We start from the raw sequence: 19,040 nt of genomic DNA on the forward strand, positions 1-19,040 counted from the left end.
GGCAGCAAAATCACTACAGCCATCCGCACACTTCTGTTAAAACTCCTGGCTGATCGTTCCGTGGTGAAGCCTTCCATGTCCCCAACCCTGTCCCAGCGCCTGCGCCGTCGCTGGCTTTCCCTGCTGTGCCTGGCCGCGCTGGTCGGGGGCCTGCCGGTGAGCTGCGCGGTGCTCGAACACCAGGAGCGCAAGTTGGTGTTTCGCATCGAGCCGGGCACCGCCGGCTGGTATCGCGGCCTGCCGAGCACGGTGCAGGAGCTGGAACTCAAGCCGAAAAGCTTCAAGGCCGGGCAGAACCTCCACGCCTGGTGGTGGCCGGCCACGCGCGCCGACGCCCCGGCGATCCTCTACTTGCACGGGGTGCGCTGGAACCTCACCGGCCAGCTGTTTCGCATCGAGCAACTGCACGCCCTGGGCTACTCGGTGCTGGCCATCGACTACCGCGGCTTCGGCCAGAGCCACGGCGACCTGCCCTCGGAAAGCAGCGTGTATGAAGACGCGCGCATCGCCTGGGAGCGGCTCAAGCTGCTGCAGCCCGACGCCCGCAAGCGCCTGATCTACGGCCATTCCCTGGGCGGCGCGGTGGCCATCGACCTGGCCGCCGAACTGGGGCGCACGGCCGCCGCCGAGAAAACGCCGATTGCCGCCCGCGGGCTGATCGTCGAGTCCACCTTCACCACCCTGGCCGATGCCGCCGCCGCGGTGACCAAGACCTCGCTGCCGGTGCGCTGGGTGCTGTCGCAGAAGTTCGACTCCGTCGACAAGATCCGCGACATCGGCATGCCACTGCTGGTGGTGCACGGCCTGAAAGACGACTACGTACCGCCACGCTTGAGCCAGGAACTGTTCAAGGTTGCGCTGCAACCGAAAACACTGCTGCTGGTGCCCGGCGGCACCCACAACAACAGCATGAGCCTGGCGGGCAAGGACTACGCCCAGGCCATCAACGCCCTGCTGCGGGCCAAGCCGGCGTCCAGCATCGCCGGCCCGGCAGCGCTCACGGTGCCCACTGGCTGAACCTGCAGCCCAGGGCTCCAAGCACTCGGCAGGCAAGGCCCTGTGGGCCTTTTCGCAGCTTCGCAGGCTCAGCAGCGGCTACAGGAAACCCTCTGTGTAGCCGCTGCCGCAGGCTGCGCAAGGCACCGAAGGGGCCTCGGCGCCCTCCGGATCGCTGCGAGCCTGCGGCTCGTTCGCAGCCTTCGGCAGCGGCTACAAGGCGCTTTGTCCGCCGCTCACGGCCACGCTCGGCGAAGCCGCTGGCGGGCGCAACGCCTCGCTAATGGTGCGCAGTTTCAGGCAGGTTTCCTGGTACTCACTCGCTGGGTCCGACTCGCCGACAATCCCGCAGCCAGCAAACAGGTGCGCGCGGTTGCCGCGAATCAGGGCCGAGCGCAGGGCCACGGCAAACTCGCCATCGCCCTCGGCGTTGAGCCAGCCCACCGGCGCTGCGTACCAGCCACGGTCCAGTTGCTCGTGCTCGCGGATGTAGCCCAGCGCCTTGTCCCGAGGCAAACCGCCCACCGCCGGAGTCGGGTGCAGGGCCTGCACCACTTGCAGCAGGTCGACCTGGGGCCGCAAGCGTCCCAGCACCGGGGTCAGCAGGTGCTGGACGTGGGCCAGGCGGTGCAGCTGCGGCTGCGGCGGGATTTCCAGCATCGCGCAGTAGGGTTGCAGCGACTCGCGCAGGGTCTGCACCACCAGGGCGTGTTCGTGGCGGTCCTTGGCGCTGTCCAGCAGGGCCTGGCCCAGTTCCGCGTCCTGCTGTTCATGCAGGCCGCGGGCGCAGGTGCCGGCCAGGGCCACGGTGCTCAAGGTGCCCCGGGCCACCCGCACCAGGCGCTCGGGGGTGGCGCCCAAAAAGCAGCTGTCGCCACGGCTGAAGGCGAACAGGAAGGCCTGGGGATAGGCCGCCCCGAGGTTTTCCAGCAAGGGGCCGCAGGGGATGTTGCGGCTCGCCTGCAGACAGACTTCCCGGGCCAGCACCACTTTGCCCAACTCACCGCCCTGGATTCGCCCGATCGCCCGGGCCACGCAGTCCTGCCAGCGTTCGGCGGCCAGGGGCTCTGCCGTGGCCCGGATCCCGTCCGGCAACTGCGCCGCCGGGGCGTGCTGATAGCGCGCCAGCAGCAGGCTCCATTCCGCCTCCAGGGCCGCGGCGCACTGGGCCACATCGGCGCCGGGCTCGACCCACAGGCTGAACAGCCAGTGCTGCTGCTCGCCCTCGCCCAGCAACAGCAGGCGCGGCAGCACCAGGGAGGTGCTGGCAAACGACTGCCACTGGGCGCTGCGCGGCACCTGGGGGTCAAAGGCGAATCCGCCACACAGGTATGCCTGGCGCGGCCCCACTTGATGGGCCCGCTCCAGCAGCTGACGCCAGGCCCGGGTGCTGGCGCCGAAGCGTTCCCCCGCCGACGGGCTGATTTCCTCGGTGCAGCCGAAGCCCGCCAGGGCCAGCGCCCCCTGGTCGCTGGACCAGAACAGGCTCTGGCCGAACACCTGGCGGTTGGCGGCGAACAACCGCAGCGGCTGCAGGCGCTCGGCGGCCTGACTGAACACCACCAGCACCGCCCGGCCCTCACGCCGGGCCCGGGCTTCACCTTGTTGCAGGGCCCGGGTCAATCCGCACAGGCACGACTCACTCATTGTCGGCTCCCTGCTGCAGCCCGTGCTGCAGGCGCCAGTGGCACACCTGCTGGGCGATGTTCCAGTGAATGATCTGGGCGAACAGCGGCACCACGAACATCGGGTCCAGGCCCGCCTGTTCGGCCCATTGCCGGCGTTGCGGGAGCATCGCCGCGACCCGCTCCGGGGCGGCGATGCTGTCCTCGGTCGGCTTGAACTGCGCCGCCGCCTTGACGTAGGCCAGGCGCTGGCCGAGGGCCTGGATGATCTGCCGGTCCATGGCGTCGATACCGCAGCGGACATCGTCCAGGCCGCTGCACTGCTCGGGGGTCTTCATGTGGAGGTCTACCAAAGAAAGATTCATGGGGTCGAAGGCCAGCACTGCCACGGCTGCTCGCCGAGGCCCGCCAGCAGTCGGGTCAGGTGCCGCAGCACTTCGGCCTGCTGCTCGCGCAGGTAGAAGTGCCCGCCGGGAAACGTCTGGAAATCCGTGACCTGGGCACTGACCTCGGCCCAGGCATAGGCTTCGTCCGCATCGACTTCGCTGTCCTGGCCCCCCAGGCACACGCTCAGGGGCAGGTCCAGGGCACGACCGACAGCGCCGCGATAGCACTCGATCAGCCGGTAGTCGTTGCGCAAGGCCGGCAGGTACAGGTCGCGCAGCGTCGGGTCGTCCAGCAGTGACGGCGCACCGTCGGACAGACGCCGCACGTCCGCCAGCAACGCCTCGTCCGAGCCCAGGTGCAGCTCGCTGTGGCGCTGGCGATGGGGCGCCGGATGCGCGGACACGATCAGGCGCTGCGGCGCCGAGCCCTGCTGCTGCAGGCGCGCGGCCACTTCATAGGCCAGGGCCGCGCCCAGGCTGTGGCCGAACAGCACCAGCGGCCGCTCCACCAGGTCCGACAGGGCCCGGGTGATGTTGCCCGCCATCCACTCCAGGCTGCCGGGCCAGGTTTCGCTCAGGCGCTCCTCGCGCCCCGGGTACTGCACGCTGATCAGCTCGATATCCGTCGGCAACAGGTGGCGCCAGTCATTGAAGAAGCTCGCGCTGCCCCCGGCATGGGGCAGGCACACCAGCCGGCAACGCGGCGGTTGTGGCTGCGGGTAACGCCGCAGCCAGGCACTGGGAGCCTTTCTCACAGCACGCCCTCCTCTGCCTCGGCCAGGGCCACGCCGCTGAAGTCGGGCAACTGCACCCGAGTATCCGGCAGCCAGCGCTGCAGCTGTTCCAGGCAGGCGGCCGGGTCCAGCACCTGGGCGGCGTAATGCAAGCCTGCAGGCCACTGCGCCCAGTGCAGGGCGCAGAAGGCCGCAACGCTGCCGGTCAGGCGTGAACCGTCCGACGCCCGCAGCCAGGCGCAGGCGTGCTGTTCCCGCCCGTCCCGCAGCCCCTCGATCTCCACCGCCAGCAACTGATAGGGCTGGCGCCCGGCCACATCCAGGGCGCTGGCCTGGACCAGCGCGGCGACGTTCTGCGCCGCGTCGCGCGCCTGCGGCGCCAGGCCCTGGATCCGTTGCAAGGTCGCCGCCAGCTGCCCGCCCTCGAACAGGTTGAAGCCCTGCCCGTGGCCAACCTGCAGGTCGCGAAACAGTCGCAGCTGTTCGCAGCTCAGGTAGGCATAGGCCGGTACGCCGCTCACCGGCAGCCAGGGTCGCTCCAGCGGCTGCGGGGTACTGGCGCTGCTGCGCACCTGCCGCCCTTGGCTGAAGGCGCACTGGGCCTGACCGAAGCCATTGCCCAGGCTCAGCAAAAAGTCCTCGGCGGCGGTGGCCGACAAGCGCCCCAGCCCACCGGCATAGCAGCGCATGGCATCGACCCGCTGGAAGGACTGCGCCAGCAACCGCGGAAACAGCCCCGACAGCCCCGGCAGCATGCCCGCCGACAACAGCACCCGGCGCCCCGCCGGCACCTGCCCCGACAACCGCTCATGCACGGGATCGTCGCCGCCCACGTCCAGGTAGTCGGCCCCCGCGGCCAGCGCGGCCCGGGCCACCCGATCGAGAACCCGATAGCTGGGCCCGGCGCAGTTGATCACCAGCGCACAACCGGCGCAGAAATCCGCCAGGCTCTGCGAGTCCCACAGGTCGAGGGCGCGCACCTCGGCGCGCGCCCCCAGTTGCCGGTTCAACTGCTCGGCCTGCTGCCGGTCGCGTCCGCCCAGGCGCAAGGCGACCCTGGGTGCCAGCAGTTGCGCCACTTGACGGCCGACGCTGCCATAGGCCCCGACCAGGCCAATCAGCGCCCCCTTCATGCCGCCACCTCGGCGACCGCCTCGAAGGCCCGGGCCACGGCTTGCACCTGGGGCTGCTGCATGCAGCTGAAGTGATCCCCGGGTACATCCACCACCCGCAGTTCACCCAGGCACAGGGCCTGCCAATAGGCGCTCATGTCGCGGTGCATGCCGGGCAGCACCTGCACCTCGCCGCTCTGGCGAATGAACAGCAGGTCGCCCTGGTACGGCGTGGCCTCGTGCAGGGCCACCGCTGCCAGGCTGTGGCGCAGCACCTGCAACTGCTCGCCCAGCCAGCGCAGGTCGCTCAGGGGCGAACCGGCGTGGCGCATGGCCTCGGCAATCGCCTGCAGGCGCTGTTCCGGGGTCTTGTCTGCCAGGCGCCGCAGGCAGGCCAGGGCCGGGGCGCACTGGGCGTCCTCGCTCAAGGCCAGCAGCGACCCCTGGGGCACCCGCCCCGGGGTCTGCTCCAGGACCCGGGCGATGCTGCGCTCCATGGCCTGTTCATCCTCGGGGTAACCCAGGGCCAGCGGATCGGCCTGCATCACCCGGGCGAACACGTACTCGGCCAACAGGTCGTCCTCGATCATGAACGGCACCCGGTAGCTGCTGATCACGCTCAGTTGCAGCACCTGGATCGAACGCGCCGCCAGGCACGCCGCCAGTTCCGTGGCCAGCAGCCCGCCCAGGCAATAGCCGACGATGCTCACCTGACGCCGTCCCTCGGCCTGCAGGGTGTCGGCATAACGCTCGGCCAGCTGGCGAATCGCCGTGGCCGGCTCCAGGGCCAGATAGCCCGGTACATCGTTGAGCACCAGCCCCTCCAGGGGCATGTCCTCCCCCAGGGCGGCGAACAGGGCGCGGTACGGCGCCAGGGTGCCACTGCCGTCATGGACGAAGATCCGCGTCGGGCCTTGGGCCTTGTCGCTGATGCGCACCAGCGGCGAATCGCCTTCCACGCCCTGGCCGCGCAGGTAGTCGGCCAGGGCCGCCACCGTCGGCTGGTTGATCAACTGGCGCAGCAAATCGCTCCAGGGCAACGGCCGGGCCTGGGGCAAGACTTCCCGCAGACGCCCCACCACCTGTGCCACCAGCAGCGAGTCGCCGCCCAGTTCGAAGAAGCCCTGGTCGCGGCCCACCGCCGGCACCCGCAACAGGGTCTGCCAGACCTCGGCGATGCTGCGCTCCAGCGCGTCCAGTGGCGCCGCCCCGCTGCTGACCTGCTGCTCGGGACCGGCCACGCCGATCCGCGCCAGGGCCTGGCGATCGACCTTGCCATTGGCGGTCAGGGGCATGTCATCCAGCACCTGCCAGTCCGCCGGGATCATGTAGTCCGGCAGGCGCTGGGCCAGGTGGGCCCGCAGCGCCTCGGGCTCCAGGGTCTGGCGCTGGCTCTTGAAGCGGGTGATGAACAGGTGCTGGCCGATCTGCGACATGGCGTCGCCGGCCTCGGGCAGGCACAGCGGGCTTTCGCCCCCGGCCTCCAGCAGCAGCTGCTGCCACTGCTCGCGACGGATGAAGGTGGTGTCCTGCTCGGCGCGAAAATCCTCGAAGGCGGTCAGGCCTTCCTTGAACTCCATGGAGGCCATGATCTGGTAGGTGTCGCGAGTGGCCTCGATGAAGATCAGCCAGCCACCCGGGGCCAGCATCTCCCGCAGCCGCGCCAGCACCCGGCTGGCATGCCGTGAGTTGTGCAGCACGTTGGCGCAGAGGATCACGTCCAGGGAGTTGGCGGCCACGCCCTGGGCCCAGTGGTCCTGGTTGAGGTCGAACAGCCCGTAGCTGACCCAGGGGTAGGCGGCGAAATGCTCCCGCGCCTCGTTGAGGAAGAACTGCGACAGGTCGGTGAACTGGTAGTCCACCGGCAGGCCGTCCAGGGCCGGGATCAAATCGGCGCTGGTGCCGCCGACCCCGGCGCCGATTTCCAGCAGGCGCAGGCGCTGGCCGGCCGGACGCTGGCGGATGATCTCCTGCACTGCGGCGCACACCGCCTGGTTCAGGTACTGGCTGATCAGGTTCTTGCGGTAGGCGCCCTCGGCGGTGTCGGTGCGGCCCTGGGGGAACAGCAGGTGCAGCGGGTCGAGCCGGTCGCTCATCAGCGCCGGCAGTTGCTCCTGGCTTTCGCGCAGGTAGCGCAGGACCTCGGCGCCCCAGCCCACGGACGGTTCCAGGGCGTCGATGCGCTGCCACTGCCGGCGGTATTCCGCAGCCGACACCTGCAAGCCCGAATAACGCCCGGTGTGCCGGTCCCAGTGCACCAGGCCTTCCCGGGCCAGGGCCTGCAACCAGCGGCGGATCAGGCGCTGATTGCGCGGCGCCACTTCGCAGCGCGCCACGATCTCCTCCAGCGCATGGCTCTGCCCCGCGGCGTCGAACAGCCCCGGACGCTGCAGGGCCAGGCCCATGGACAAAAGCGCGGCGCGCTCGACGCAAGCCGACATCTCGCTGACCAGGGCATCGCTCAAGTCGCCACGCACCGCCTGGGCCGCCGCCCGGGTCCGCGCCAGCAGCGCCTCCGGCCAGGCCAGCGGCGTGTCGCGCAGGCTGGCCGTCAGGCAGGCTTGCAGGCGCCGGTCGAAGGCGCCCTCGCCCGCGGCCACCACCACCGCCGATTCCACATGCGGATGGCTGAGCAAGGCGCTTTCCACTTCCGCCAGTTCGATGCGGTGGCCGCGCACCTTGACCTGGAAATCCTCGCGGCCCAGGAACTCGATCAGGCCGTCCTCCAGGTAGCGCCCCAGGTCACCGGTGCGGTACAGGCGCTCGCCGCTGCGCGGATGATCGACAAAGCGCTCGGCGGTTTTCTCGGCATCCCCCAGGTAGCCCAGGGCCAGGCCGCTGCCGGCGATGTACAGCTCGCCGGCCACCCCTTGCGGACGGTCGCGGCCCTGCTCGTCGAGGATCATGAAGCGCTGGTTGGCCAGCGGCCGGCCGTAGGGAATGCTGCGCCACTGCGGGTCGACCTGGGTGATCGGGTAGTAGATCGACCAGATCGCCGCTTCGGTGGCGCCCCCCAGGCTGATCAGGCGCAGCCGGGGCAGCAGCTGGGCGGCCTCCGCCGGCAGGTTCAGGGGGATCCAGTCCCCCGACAGCAACGCCAGCCGCAGGGTCGCCGGGGCCATGGACGGCAGCGCCTGGAGGTAGTGGGTGAGCATCTGCAATTGCGCCGGCACCGAGTTCCACAGGGTCACCCCGTGTTCCCGGGCGCACTCGGCCCAGTGCGAAGGGTCGGCGCGGCGCTGCGGGTCCGGCAGCACCAGGGCGCCCCCCACCGCCAGCAGGCCGAAGATGTCGTACACCGACAGGTCGAAGCCCAGGCTGGCCAGGGCCAGCACCCGGTCATCGGCGTCGATGGCAAAGCGCTGGTTGATGTCGACCACGGTATTGAGCGCCGCCTGATGGCTGATCATCACGCCCTTGGGCACCCCGGTGGAGCCGGAGGTGTAGATCACGTAGGCCAGTTGCTGCGGGTCGATGGCCACGCTGGGCACGGGCCGCTGCGGCAGCCGCGGGCCCTGGTCGACCTGGATCACCTGGGTCACCCGCGGCGGCCAGCACAGCTCATCGCCCAGCCAGGACTGGCTGAGCACCCGGCCGACCTCGGCGTTGTCCAGGATCAGCTGGCGCCGGGCCTCGGGCTGGTTGGTGTCCAGCGGCAGGTAGGCGGCCCCGGCACGCAGAATGCCGAGCACCGCGATCACCTGTTCCAGGCCCTTGTGCATGCACACCGCGACCCGCTCCCCAGGCTGGCAGCCGGCGTCGAGCAGGGCCTCGGCCACGGCTTCGGCGCGCCCGGCCAGTTCGCCGTAGCTCATCTGCGCGGCGCCCTGAATCAGCGCCACACGCTGCGGCGCCGCGGCCGCCTGACGCCAGAACGGCTCATGCAGCAGCCCCTCGGGCAAGGGCGCAGCGCTCTGGTTCACCAGCTCGCGTTGCAGGCGTTGCGCCGCTGGCAGCTCCAGGCAGTCGTCCAGGGTCCAGGCCGAGGGCTCCCGGGCCAGGCGCTTGAGCAGCCGTTCGAAGGTGTCGAACAGCGCGTCCAGCAGGGTTTCGCTGAACACCCCTTCGCGGATGTCCCAGTTGATCGCCAGGCCGTCGTCACGTTCGCTGACCTGGCAATCGATCAGCACCTGGGGCGTCTGGCTGATGCCGAACACCAGCTCGGCACCGGGCATGAAGGCCCCGCCGCCGCTCTCGCCGCCAGCGCCCAGGGTGCTGGTGAAGGCATAGGGCATCAGCGCCGCCTCCTGGCCCTTGCGCCGCGCCAGCTCGCGCAGCACTTCGATGCCCGAACACAGGCGATGGTCCATGTCCTGCCACAGGCGCTCCTGCAGTTGCTGGCTGCGCTGGCCGAAGCTGCCGCCTTGCAGGGTCTGCACTTCCAGCAGTTCCACCGAGCTGAAGTCGCCCACCAGGCGGTCGACCTGGGGGTGCAGCGACAGGCGATTGAGCAGGGTCAGGCTCAGGCAGAAATGCCCGCGCCGACTCCAGCGCCCGAGGGTTTCGGCATAGGCCGAGAGGATCGCCGCCGACACCCCGACTCCGGCCGCCGCCGCGTTCAGGCGCAGGGCGTTGCAGTCGCGGGCTTGCAGGCTCATGGCCCGGCGCTGGAAGCGCGGCCCGCTGGGTGCCCCCAGCGTGGGCAACTCCGGCGCCCCCGGCAGGCTGTCGACCCGCGCCCACCAGTAGTCGCGGTCACGCTGGTAGCGCGGTTGCTCGCGCAGGCGCCGCTCCCCCAGCACATAGTCGCGAAAGCTGATCTGCGCCGGTGCCGGCAGGGGTTCGCCGCGGTACAGCTGCTGCAGTTCGGCCAGCAGCATGCGCACGCTCTGGTAGTCGCACACCAGCAGGTCCACCGACAGGTGCAGGCGCGAGGTGTCGCGGCCCTGGCTCACGCACAGCTCGATCAGCGGCCATTGCTGCGGCGTGGCGCGGCGCAGTTCCATGCCCTCACGCAGGGCCTGCAAGGCGCTGCCGTCGTCCTCGCGCAGGTCGTGGCAGGCGATGCTGTAGTGCGGCACCTGGGGCAGGATGCGCTGGTAGCCCTCCTCCAGCACCACCGCCCGGAGCATCTCGTGGCGCGCGATCAACTGGTTCCAGGCCTGTTCCAGGCGCAGCGGGTCAAGGTCCTGCTGGGCGAATTCCAGGTAGCCGTGGCAGGCCACCCCGCCATAGCTGAAGGCACTGGTGCGGCCCAGCAGGTAGGCGGCCTGCACGTCGGTCAGCGGGAAGGGTTCTTCGCGGGCCGAATGGTCGGCCTCCAGGGTCGGCAACTGCGCCGCCTGCAGCTGTTGCAGCAACGCCTCCTTGTGCTCGCGCAGCTGGTTCAGGCGCGCCTCGTCCATGACCCCGGCTGGGGCCCGATAGCGCAGGCGGCCCTGTTCTTCCCAGAGCTCCACGCCCAGCTGTTGCAGGTCCTGTTGCAGTTGTTGCAGCGTCATAACACGCCCTCCACCATTGCGTTCTGAGTGACGGGCCGCTGTTCCCGGCGCGAGGCGAGCAACTGCCCCTGCAGGGCCACGGTGGCCGCGTTGAAAAAATCCTTGAGCGACAGTTCCAGCTGGAACTGCCGGGCGATGCGTTCGATCAGCCGGGCCGCCAGCAGGCTGTTGCCACCGAGGGCGAAAAAGCCCTGATGCCGGCCCACCTGGGGCACTTGCAGCAGCTCCTGCCACAGCGCGGCCACGGCTTCCTCCCACGCCCCTTGCGGCGGTTCGGCGCTGTGTGGCTGGACGCCCCGGCGCTGCTCCTGCAGCAACCACGACAGGGCCGCGCGATCGACCTTGCCGTTGGCGCTCAGGGGCAGCGCGGACAGGGTCAGCCAACTGTCCGGAAGCATGTGCTCGGGCAGCCATTGCCCCAGCCACTGGCGCAGGGCCTGGGGTTCGGGCAGCGGCTCCCGGGCCAGCAGCACCGCCGCCAGCTGCGGTTCGCTGCCGGGCAGCACCAGGCTCAGCGCGCGGTCGATGGCCGGATGGCGCTCCAGGGCCAGGTCGATTTCCGCCAGTTCGATGCGAAAGCCGCGGACCTTGACCTGATGGTCCAGGCGCCCGAGAAACTCCAGGCTGCCGTCGGCCCAGTAGCGGCCCTGGTCGCCGGTGCGGTACCAGCGCCCGCCGTCATGCTCGACAAAGCGCTGGGCGCTGAGGGTCGGCAGGCCGCGATAGCCGGCGGCCACCCCGGCGCCGCCGATCCACAGCTCGCCGGGCACCCAGTCCGGGCAGTCCCGGCCCTGGCTGTCCACCACCCGGAAGCGCTGGTTGTCCAGGGGCCGGCCATAAGGAATCGAGCGCCAGTGCGCGGGCACCGCCGCCACCTCCTGGTAGTTGGACCAGATCGCCGCCTCGGTGGCGCCACCCAGGGCCACGAACGACACGGGGCGGCCCGCCGCTTGCTCCAGGCGCCGTGGCAGGTCGAGGCCGACCCAGTCGCCGGACACCATGGCCAGGCGCAAGGCCCCGAGCCCGGCGCCGTCGCGCACTTGCAGGGTCAGCATCTCCAGCAGCGCCGGCACCGAGTTCCACAGGCTCACCTGCTGCTCGCGGATCAGCCGCAGCCATTCCCGGGGCTCCTTGCGCAGGCTGTCCGCCGGCAGTACCAGGGCGCCGCCGACACTCAGCGGACCGAAGAGGTCGTACACCGACAGGTCGAAATCCAGGGCCGAGAGCCCCAGTACCCGGTCCTCGGCGCCGACCTGGTAGCGGCGGTTGATCGCCTCGACGGTGTTCATCGCCGCCTGATGGCAGAGCTCGACGCCCTTGGGCTCGCCGGTGGTGCCCGAGGTGAAGATCACGTAGGCCAGGGCGTCGGCGGCCAGCGCCAGGGGCTGCTCCAGGGCGCGGGCCGGCGCCGCCTGGGCCAGAGTCACCACCCGCAACTCGGCCAGCCAGATGCCACCGTCGCGGTGGGCCTGATCGGTGAGCACCACATGCGCCCCGGCGCGCTGATAGATCATGTCGCGGCGCGCCGGCGGTTGTTCGATGCCCACCGGCACATAGACCGCCCCGGCGGCGAGAATCCCCAGCACCGCGATCACCTGTTCGCGGCCCTTGGGCAGGGTGATCGCCACCGCATCCCCCGGCTGCACGCCCCACTCCACCAGCGCCCCGGCCAGTTGCAGGGCCTGCCGGGCCAGCTCGGCGTAGCTCAGGTGGCCCTGCTCGTCGATCAGTGCCAGCGCCTCGGGGCGCTGGCGCGCCTGCTGGAAGAAGCCCTGGTGCAGGCACTGCACGGGCGTGGGGTGTTCGGTGGCGTTGACCCGCTGGCGCTGTTGCTGCTGCGCCGCCGGCAACGGCAAGGGCGCCGGCTGTTGCCAGTCGTTGGCGCACAGCCACAGCAGCAAGCCGCGGTAGGCGTCGAACATCTGCTCCAACAGGTCTTCGGGAAACAGCCCCTGCACCGCGTCCCAGTTCAGCAGCAGGCCGTCGGCCAGCGGGTAGCTCTGGTGGTCGAGCCAGACCTGGGGCGTCTGCGACAGCGCCCAGCCGGGCTCACCCAATTGCTCGCGGCAGGTGGCGTCGACAAAGGCCGGGCCCAGGTTGCAGGCGAACACCACCGGCGCGCCCTGGCCGCCGCCCTGGCGCAGCCGCGCACGCTCGCGCAGCACCTCGACCCCGGGCCAGGCGCTGTGGGCGATGTCGCGGTGCAACTGGGCCTGCAGCGCCAACGCCTGCTGGCAGAAGGACGTGGGCTGGCGCAGGTCCACTTCCAGCAGCACCAGGTTGGAGAAATCCGCCAGCAGATGGGGCACGCAGGGGTGCAGTTCCTGGCGGTCGAACAGCGGCACGTTGAGCAGGAAATGCTGGCTGGCGCTCCAGCGCCCCAGCACCTGGGCATAGGCGCAGGCGAGCACGCTGGCCAGGGTCAGGCCGTGTTGCCGGGCGCGCTGTTCCAGGGCCTGCAACTGCTCGTGGTTCAGGCGCATCGCCAGCCGGCGAAAACGCGGCGTGCCGAGCTGCTGCGGCTCCTGGGCCAGGGGCAGTTGCGGGCCGTCCGGCAGATCCTCCAGGCGCTCCAGCCAATAGTCCCGGGCCGCTGCCAGCTGCGGCGCGCGCAGCTCCTGCTCGGTCCGCAGGTAGTCGGCGAAGGTCCATTCCAGGACCGGCAGGCGGTGCTCCTCACCGGCGTGAATCAGCGCCAGGTCGCGCAGCAGGATGCCGATGCTGAGCACGTCGGCCACCAGCAGATCGATGTTCAGGTGCAGGCGGCTGCGGCCGTCGGGCAGCAGACTCAGTTGCACGTCGAACACCTGCCCGCGGCTGACCTCCAGGCGCCGGTGCGAGAGGTTTTCGCGGATCAGCTCCAGGGCCTCGGCGGCGCCGACGCAGGAGGCCTGACGCAGATCATGGACGGTCAGCCCGGGCCAGGGGCTCTGGGGCAGGATGCGCTGGCAGCTGTCGCTGATGAAACAGGCGCGCAGCATCGGATGGCGCTGGCACAAGCGGCGCAGGGCCTGCTCCAGGCGCTCGGGCTCCAGGCCGTGGCCGTCCAGCTCCTGGTACAGGTGGCAGCCGACCCCGCCCAGGGGCATACCCGGATCGCGGCCGAACCAGTAGGCCTGTTGCAGCGGAGTGAGGGCGAAATCGCTGTTGGCAGGGGCGCTGGCCACGGCCTGCAGGCGCGGCGCCGCGAGGCCACGGCGAGCCTCGATCAGCGCCCACCAGGCGACCAGGGTCGGCTGCTGGATCAGCTCGGCGAAGCTCAGGCTCACGCCTTCGCCGGCCAACAGCGCCGGCAGGCGCATGATGCTCACCGAGTCGAGGCCCTGCTCGATCAGCGACGCCTCCGCCTCAAGGTCCCCGGGCGCGTAGCCGAGCAACCGGGCGATGCCTTCGCAGAGTCCTTGGGGTGAATGACTCAGGCCGGCGGGCGCGGGATGAGCGCATGCCAGTGCTGGGTTATCAGTCATGGTGGACGGTCCTTTGGGGTACGGAAGAAGGTGTGCGCAAGCGCCAGCGATTGATCGCTTCGCGCTCGTGGAACAACTGGCGATAACGGCCCGGGGCCGTCATCAGTTGGCTATGGGTGCCGTGCTGGGCCAGGCGGCCCTGGTCCAGCAGGAGGATCTGCCCGGCGCACGGAGCCAGGGTCGGCTTGTGGGTCGCCAGCAGCACCGTGTGCTTGCGCGCCAGTTGCCGCAGGCTCTGGTTGACCCGGGCCTCGCTGATGGCGTCCAGAGCGGAGGTGGGCTCATCCAGAAGGATCAGCGTGGCGTCCTTGAGCATGACCCGGGCCAGGGCCAGGCACTGGCGTTCGCCGCCGGAAAGGCTCACGCCGCCCTCGCCGACCCGGGTCTGCCAGCCTTGGGGCAGGGGCTGGGCCAGCCGGTCGAGGCCGGTGGCGCGGGCCGCTTCCAGCAATTGCGCCTCGTCGGCCTCGGGGCGGCCCAGGCGCAGGTTGTCCAGCAGGCTGGCGGCCAGCGGCGGGCAGTCCTGGAACATCAGGGCGATATCCCGATCACGCTGGCTGGCCGACAGCTCACGCAAGTCGACACCGCCCAGCAGGATGGCGCCCTGGCTGACATCGCAAAAGCGCGCCAGCAGCCGCAGCAGGCTCGACTTGCCGGAACCGGATGGCCCCACCAGCAGGTTCAGCGAACCCGGCTCCAGCGTGAAGCTGATGTCCTGCAGGATCGCCCGGCCCTGGCGTTCCAGGCCCAGCTGGCGAACCTCCAGGCGCCGGTCGGCCGGCACCTGGGGCCGGGCCGGTTCCGGCAGCGGCGCCAGGTCCAGCAACTGGCGCAGGCTGTCCAGGCCATGGCGGGTCTGGCGCAGGCTGGTGCCCAGGTTGACCAGGGCGCCCATGGGTTCCACCAGGCAGGTGGCAAGCACCGCCAGGGCCAGGTATTGCACGGCGCCGAGGCTGCCGCCGAGCACCGCGTAGAGCCCGCACAACAGCACCGCGGTGTAGCCGGCCTGAAGCGCCAGCACCAGCCCCAGGGCCGCCGGAAAGGTCCGCCAGTGCGCCCGGCGCTGGGCCTGGCGCTGTTGCTGCAGCGCCGCGCCAAGCAGGCTGAAACCTTCACCGTTGCGCCCACTGGCCCGCAGCAGCGGCTGCTGGCGCAGGTATTCCAGGACCCGCGCCGCGGCTTCACCGGCCGCCGCTTCGCTGTGCTGCTCGGCCTGCCCGCCCCAGCGCACGCCCCAGTGATAGAACAGCACCAGCAACGGCAGGCAGGCCAGGGCCGCCAGGGCCATGGACAGGTCGTAGCACAACAGCGCCACGAGCAGGGCCAGGGGCGTCAGCAAGGCATTGGCCATGGGCTGCAGCAAGTGCGCCGGAGCGCTCATGATCTGCGCCACGGTATGGGTCACCAGGCGGTTGAGCTCGGCGCCGCGGCGCTCGACAAACCACTCCAGGGGCAGGCGCGCCAGATGCCGGCCAATGCGCAGGTTCAACGAACGCGCCGCCGCGGCCCCGGCCCGGTAGCCCGCCAGTTGCGCCCGGCGGCGCAGCCACAGGCAGAGCCCGGCGAATCCGCCAAAGGCTGCGGCCCAGAGCCAGGGCGTGCGCGCCGTGGCGGCCTCCAGGGCGCTGGCCAGGGCCATCGGCAGCAACCCCAGGGCCAGGCCCTGGGCCAGGGCACTGGCGGCCATGGCCAGCAAGGCCCGGCGCAACAGCGCGGCGTCCCGCGGCTGCAGGCTGCGTAACAGTGCGGCAATCATGGGCGGCTCCCGTTCAGCGCGGCGGCGTCCAGCTGCTCCGCGGCCCAGAGCCCGGCATACACCCCCTGCTGCTCCAGCAGGGCCTGATGCCGGCCGCATTCCACCAGGCGTCCGCCCTGCAGCACGGCAATCTGCTCGGCGTCCTGGATGCTGCTCAGGCGATGGGCGACCACCAGCACCGTGCGCCCCTGGGCCAGGCGCGACAGGGCCTGCTGGATCGCCGCCTCCGATTGCGGATCGCTGGCGGCGGTGGCCTCGTCGAGCACCAAAATCGGCGCGCGGCTGAGCATGGCCCGGGCGATGCCCAGGCGCTGGATTTCGCCGCCGGACAGCTGCAGCCCCTCCCCCAGCTGGCTGTGATAGCCCTGGGGCAAGGCGCAGATGCGTTCGTGGATCTGCGCCGCCCGGGCCGCGGTTTCGACCTCGGCCAGACTGGCTCCGGGCCGGCTCAGGCGCAGGTTGTCGAGGACGCTGGCGCGCAGCAGGCGCACCTCCTGAAAGACAAAGGCCACCTGGCGATACAGGGTCGCGCTGTCCATGTCCCGCAGGTCGACACCGCCGATGCGGATCGCCCCGGCGCTGACATCGGCAAAGCGCGCGAGCAAGGTGGCCAGGGTGGATTTGCCGGCCCCGGAATCCCCCACCAGGGCGGTCAGGGTGCCCGGTTGCAGGCACAGATCGATGCCGTGCAACACCTGGCTGCCGTCGGGGTAGCTGAAGTCCACGGCGTCGAAGCTCACCACAGCCCCCTCGGGTTCCCGGGAGCAGGCCGGTTGCGCCAGCACCGGGGTCTTGAGCAGCGCACTGATGCGCTGCGCCGCCGCCCGTCCCTGGACCAGGGAATCGGCGCCATGCCCCAGGGCCGCCACCGGCGCCGCCAGGGCCGGCCCCAGCAAGGCAAACGGCAGCAACTGCAGCGGCTGCAAGATCCCGACGGCGATCAACGGCACCCCGGCCACCAGCACCAGGGCCAGCACCAGCAGGGGCGAGAGCAGCACCTCGACACTGGCGCCCAGGCCCGCCCAGCGCTCGACCCAACGGGAGAAGAACCCGGCAAAATCCTCCACCGCCTTGAAGAACTCGTCCTGTACCCGCTGCACCCGGCCAAAGGATTTGACCATGGCAATGCTTTGCACGAAGTTCAGGGTCGCCGTCGACAGCGCGCCCATGGCGCCGCCCAGGCGCTGGCGCTCGTCGCGATAGGCCGGGGTGCGCATCACCCGCAGGCGCCACAGGGCGATCAACGGCGGCGCCAGCACCACCAGGGTCATGGGCAGGCTCACGGTCAGCAGGTAGATCAGGCTGGCCAGGGGCACCACCAGGGCCGCCACCAGGTTGTTGGGCAGGTGCGCCACCAGCTGATGCAGGGCGCCGACGTCCTCCAGCAGCACCCGCTCGGCGGTCTGCCGCTGGCCGTCCAGCCAGGCCAGGGGCACCCGCGCCAGATGGGCGGCGATGCGCTGGCGCAGATGGCGCTGCAGGTCGCTGTCGGCCAGGTGGGTGATCTGCAAACCCGCCGCCAGCCCCAGCAGGCGCAGGAGCAGCGCCCCGGCCCCGGCCAGCAGCCAGAAACCCGCGCGCTCCAGGTCCAATTCGCCGGCCAGCAGCAGCGGTGCCAGTTCGGCCACGGCGATCAGCGGCAGCAGGCCCACCAGCGCCGCCAGCACTTGCAGCAGCATCGCCGCCAGCAGGCGCCCGCGCACCGGGCGCAACAGTGCGGCCAGTCCTGCCGGTTCAGCCACGGCCATCAGCGGCCTCCAGGGCTTGGGCCCGGTTGCCGAAGTACAGGGCCTGGATCGCCTCGCGCAGGTGCTTGCGGCTGACCTTGCCGACCCCGGTCTGGGGAAACGCCGGGATGAACTCGAAGCGGTCCGGCAGCTTGAACGCCGCCAGCCCCTGGGCCCGCAGATGACGCAGCAGTTGCGGGGCGCGGGGCGCGGCGCCACGGGGGATGACAAAGGCGCAGGTGCGCTCGCCGAGGAAGGCATCGGGCATCGCCACCAGGGCCACGTCGGCCACCGCCGGGTGGCTGAGCAGCAGGTTCTCCACCTCTTCGGCGGCGATCTTTTCGCCGCCGCGGTTGATCAGGTCCTTGTCCCGCCCTTCCACCATCAGGTAGCCGTCGGCGGTGAGCTGCACCCGGTCGCCGGTGCGATAGAAGCCGTCGGCGGTGAAGGCCTGGGCGTTGTGCTCGGGGTAACGGTAATAACCGCGGATGGTGTAGGGACCCCGGGTCAGCAACTGCCCGACCTGCCCCACCGGCACCGGTTGCTCGTGCTCGTCCACCACGCGGATTTCGTCCGCCGGCGACAGCGGCCGGCCCTGGGTGTGCAGCACCCGCTGCGGCGGGTCCTCGGGGTCGGTGTAGCAGATCAGCCCTTCGGCCATGCCGAACACCTGCTGCAGGCGACAGCCGAGCACCGGCTCGACACGCCGCGCCGCCTCAAAGCTGAGCTTGGCGCCGCCCACTTGCAGCAGTTGCAACGATGCCAGCCCGCGTCCGCGCGCCTGGGCCGCCTCCAGCCAGACCAGGGCCAGGGGCGGCACCAGGGCGGTGTGGGTCACGGCTTCGCGCTCGATCAGCTCGAAGCAGACTTCCGGGCTCGGCGAGGGGCTCAGCACCACCCGCCCGCCCACCGCAAAGGTGCCGATGAACCCCGGGCAGCACATGGGAAAGTTGTGCGCCATGGGCAGCGCCACCAGGTACACGCTGGCGTCGGACAAAGCGCAACGCTCGGCGCTGGCCCGCAGGTTGTAGAGGTATTCGTGATGGCGACGCGGAATCAGCTTGGGAATCCCGGTGGAACCGCCGGAGAGCTGGAAACAGGCCACCGCGTCGACGCTGGGGGCCGGGAAAGTGCAGGAGCTGCTGTCGTCATACAGGCTGTGCAGGGCGCTGAACTCCTCGGCTTCGCCGGCCACCAGCACCCATTCCAGTGACGGGTGGCCGGCCTTGAGTTCGCGGGCCATGGCGCGAAAGTCGAAGCCGCCGTCGCAGTCGGCGCAGAAGTAGGCCCGGGCCCGGGCAAACTCGCAGAAGCGGCCGATTTCCAGGTGCCGGTGGGCCGGCAGCGCGAAGATCGGCCGCACACCGAGGCGATACAGGGCGAAGCAGACTTCGACGAAGGCCACGCCGTTGGGCAGTTGCAGCACCACGTTGTCGCCAGCCCGCAGCCCCAGCCGGTGCAGGCCGGCGGCCAGTTGGTCGACCCGCAGGTCCAGTTGCCGATAGCTCAGGCGCCGCTGGCCATCGCTCAGCGCCTCGCGCTCGCCGAAGGTCCGGGCCGCGCCTCGCAGCAGATCGCCAAAGGTTTCATCGCGCCAGTAACCGGCCTCGCGGTAAGCCTGGGCGAAGGCCTCGGGCCAAGCGGGGCAATCCTGGGAATCGTCGAAAGTGGACATGCTGTCTCCTGAGTTTTTTCGGCAAAAGGCCGCCCCGGACCTGACAGGTCAGGCCCCCGAAATGAAGGAAAGATGAGCCGTCAGCGCGGCGAAAAATGCGGGCCTGTCGGCGCTCCTGCGG

General features: G+C 70.6%; 10 protein-coding genes. 1 reads left to right on the forward strand and 9 read right to left on the reverse strand.

What is annotated here, in order from left to right; genetic code table 11:
- Positions 1-75 precede the first annotated feature (75 nt).
- On the forward strand, positions 76-1,017 hold the full coding sequence (locus tag POS17_RS17860) for an alpha/beta hydrolase (RefSeq protein WP_060839801.1): 942 nt from the start codon (positions 76-78) through the stop codon (positions 1,015-1,017).
- A 192-nt stretch (positions 1,018-1,209) separates the two neighbouring features.
- Here the strand turns inward: POS17_RS17860 and POS17_RS17865 are convergent, their stop codons facing one another.
- The 9 genes from POS17_RS17865 to POS17_RS17905 are packed head-to-tail and all read right to left on the reverse strand — an operon-like array spanning position 1,210 to position 18,919.
- Complete coding sequence (locus tag POS17_RS17865) at positions 1,210-2,643, reverse strand: isochorismate synthase (RefSeq protein ID WP_060839802.1); 1,434 nt, start codon at positions 2,641-2,643, stop codon at positions 1,210-1,212.
- On the reverse strand, positions 2,636-2,959 hold the full coding sequence (locus POS17_RS17870; protein WP_060839803.1) for an isochorismate lyase: 324 nt from the start codon (positions 2,957-2,959) through the stop codon (positions 2,636-2,638). The genes POS17_RS17865 and POS17_RS17870 overlap by 8 nt, the downstream gene beginning before the upstream one ends.
- A 23-nt stretch (positions 2,960-2,982) precedes the next feature.
- Positions 2,983-3,762, reverse strand: coding sequence for a thioesterase II family protein (locus POS17_RS17875; protein ID WP_060839804.1), 780 nt, complete (start codon positions 3,760-3,762; stop codon positions 2,983-2,985).
- Entirely contained in the window at positions 3,759-4,874 is a 1,116-nt protein-coding gene (locus POS17_RS17880; RefSeq protein WP_231978965.1) for a saccharopine dehydrogenase NADP-binding domain-containing protein, read from the reverse strand. The genes POS17_RS17875 and POS17_RS17880 overlap by 4 nt, the downstream gene beginning before the upstream one ends.
- Entirely contained in the window at positions 4,871-10,294 is a 5,424-nt protein-coding gene (locus tag POS17_RS17885; RefSeq protein ID WP_060839805.1) for a non-ribosomal peptide synthetase, read from the reverse strand. The genes POS17_RS17880 and POS17_RS17885 overlap by 4 nt, the downstream gene beginning before the upstream one ends.
- Positions 10,291-13,761 (reverse strand): non-ribosomal peptide synthetase, encoded by a 3,471-nt coding sequence (locus POS17_RS17890; RefSeq protein ID WP_060839806.1) that lies wholly within the window; start codon positions 13,759-13,761, stop codon positions 10,291-10,293. The genes POS17_RS17885 and POS17_RS17890 overlap by 4 nt, the downstream gene beginning before the upstream one ends.
- The gene (locus tag POS17_RS17895; protein ID WP_060839807.1) at positions 13,754-15,517 is read right to left on the reverse strand and encodes an ABC transporter ATP-binding protein; all 1,764 of its coding nucleotides are present in this window, start codon (positions 15,515-15,517) and stop codon (positions 13,754-13,756) included. Before POS17_RS17895 ends, POS17_RS17890 begins: the two co-directional genes overlap by 8 nt.
- Complete coding sequence (locus POS17_RS17900; protein ID WP_060839808.1) at positions 15,514-17,265, reverse strand: ABC transporter ATP-binding protein; 1,752 nt, start codon at positions 17,263-17,265, stop codon at positions 15,514-15,516. Before POS17_RS17900 ends, POS17_RS17895 begins: the two co-directional genes overlap by 4 nt.
- Positions 17,252-18,919, reverse strand: a complete 1,668-nt coding sequence (locus POS17_RS17905) for a (2,3-dihydroxybenzoyl)adenylate synthase (protein WP_060839809.1) — start codon at positions 18,917-18,919, stop codon at positions 17,252-17,254. The genes POS17_RS17900 and POS17_RS17905 overlap by 14 nt, the downstream gene beginning before the upstream one ends.
- Between the last annotated feature and the right edge of the window lie 121 nt (positions 18,920-19,040).

Source organism: Pseudomonas sp. Os17, from assembly GCF_001547895.1.
Classification (GTDB): domain Bacteria; phylum Pseudomonadota; class Gammaproteobacteria; order Pseudomonadales; family Pseudomonadaceae; genus Aquipseudomonas.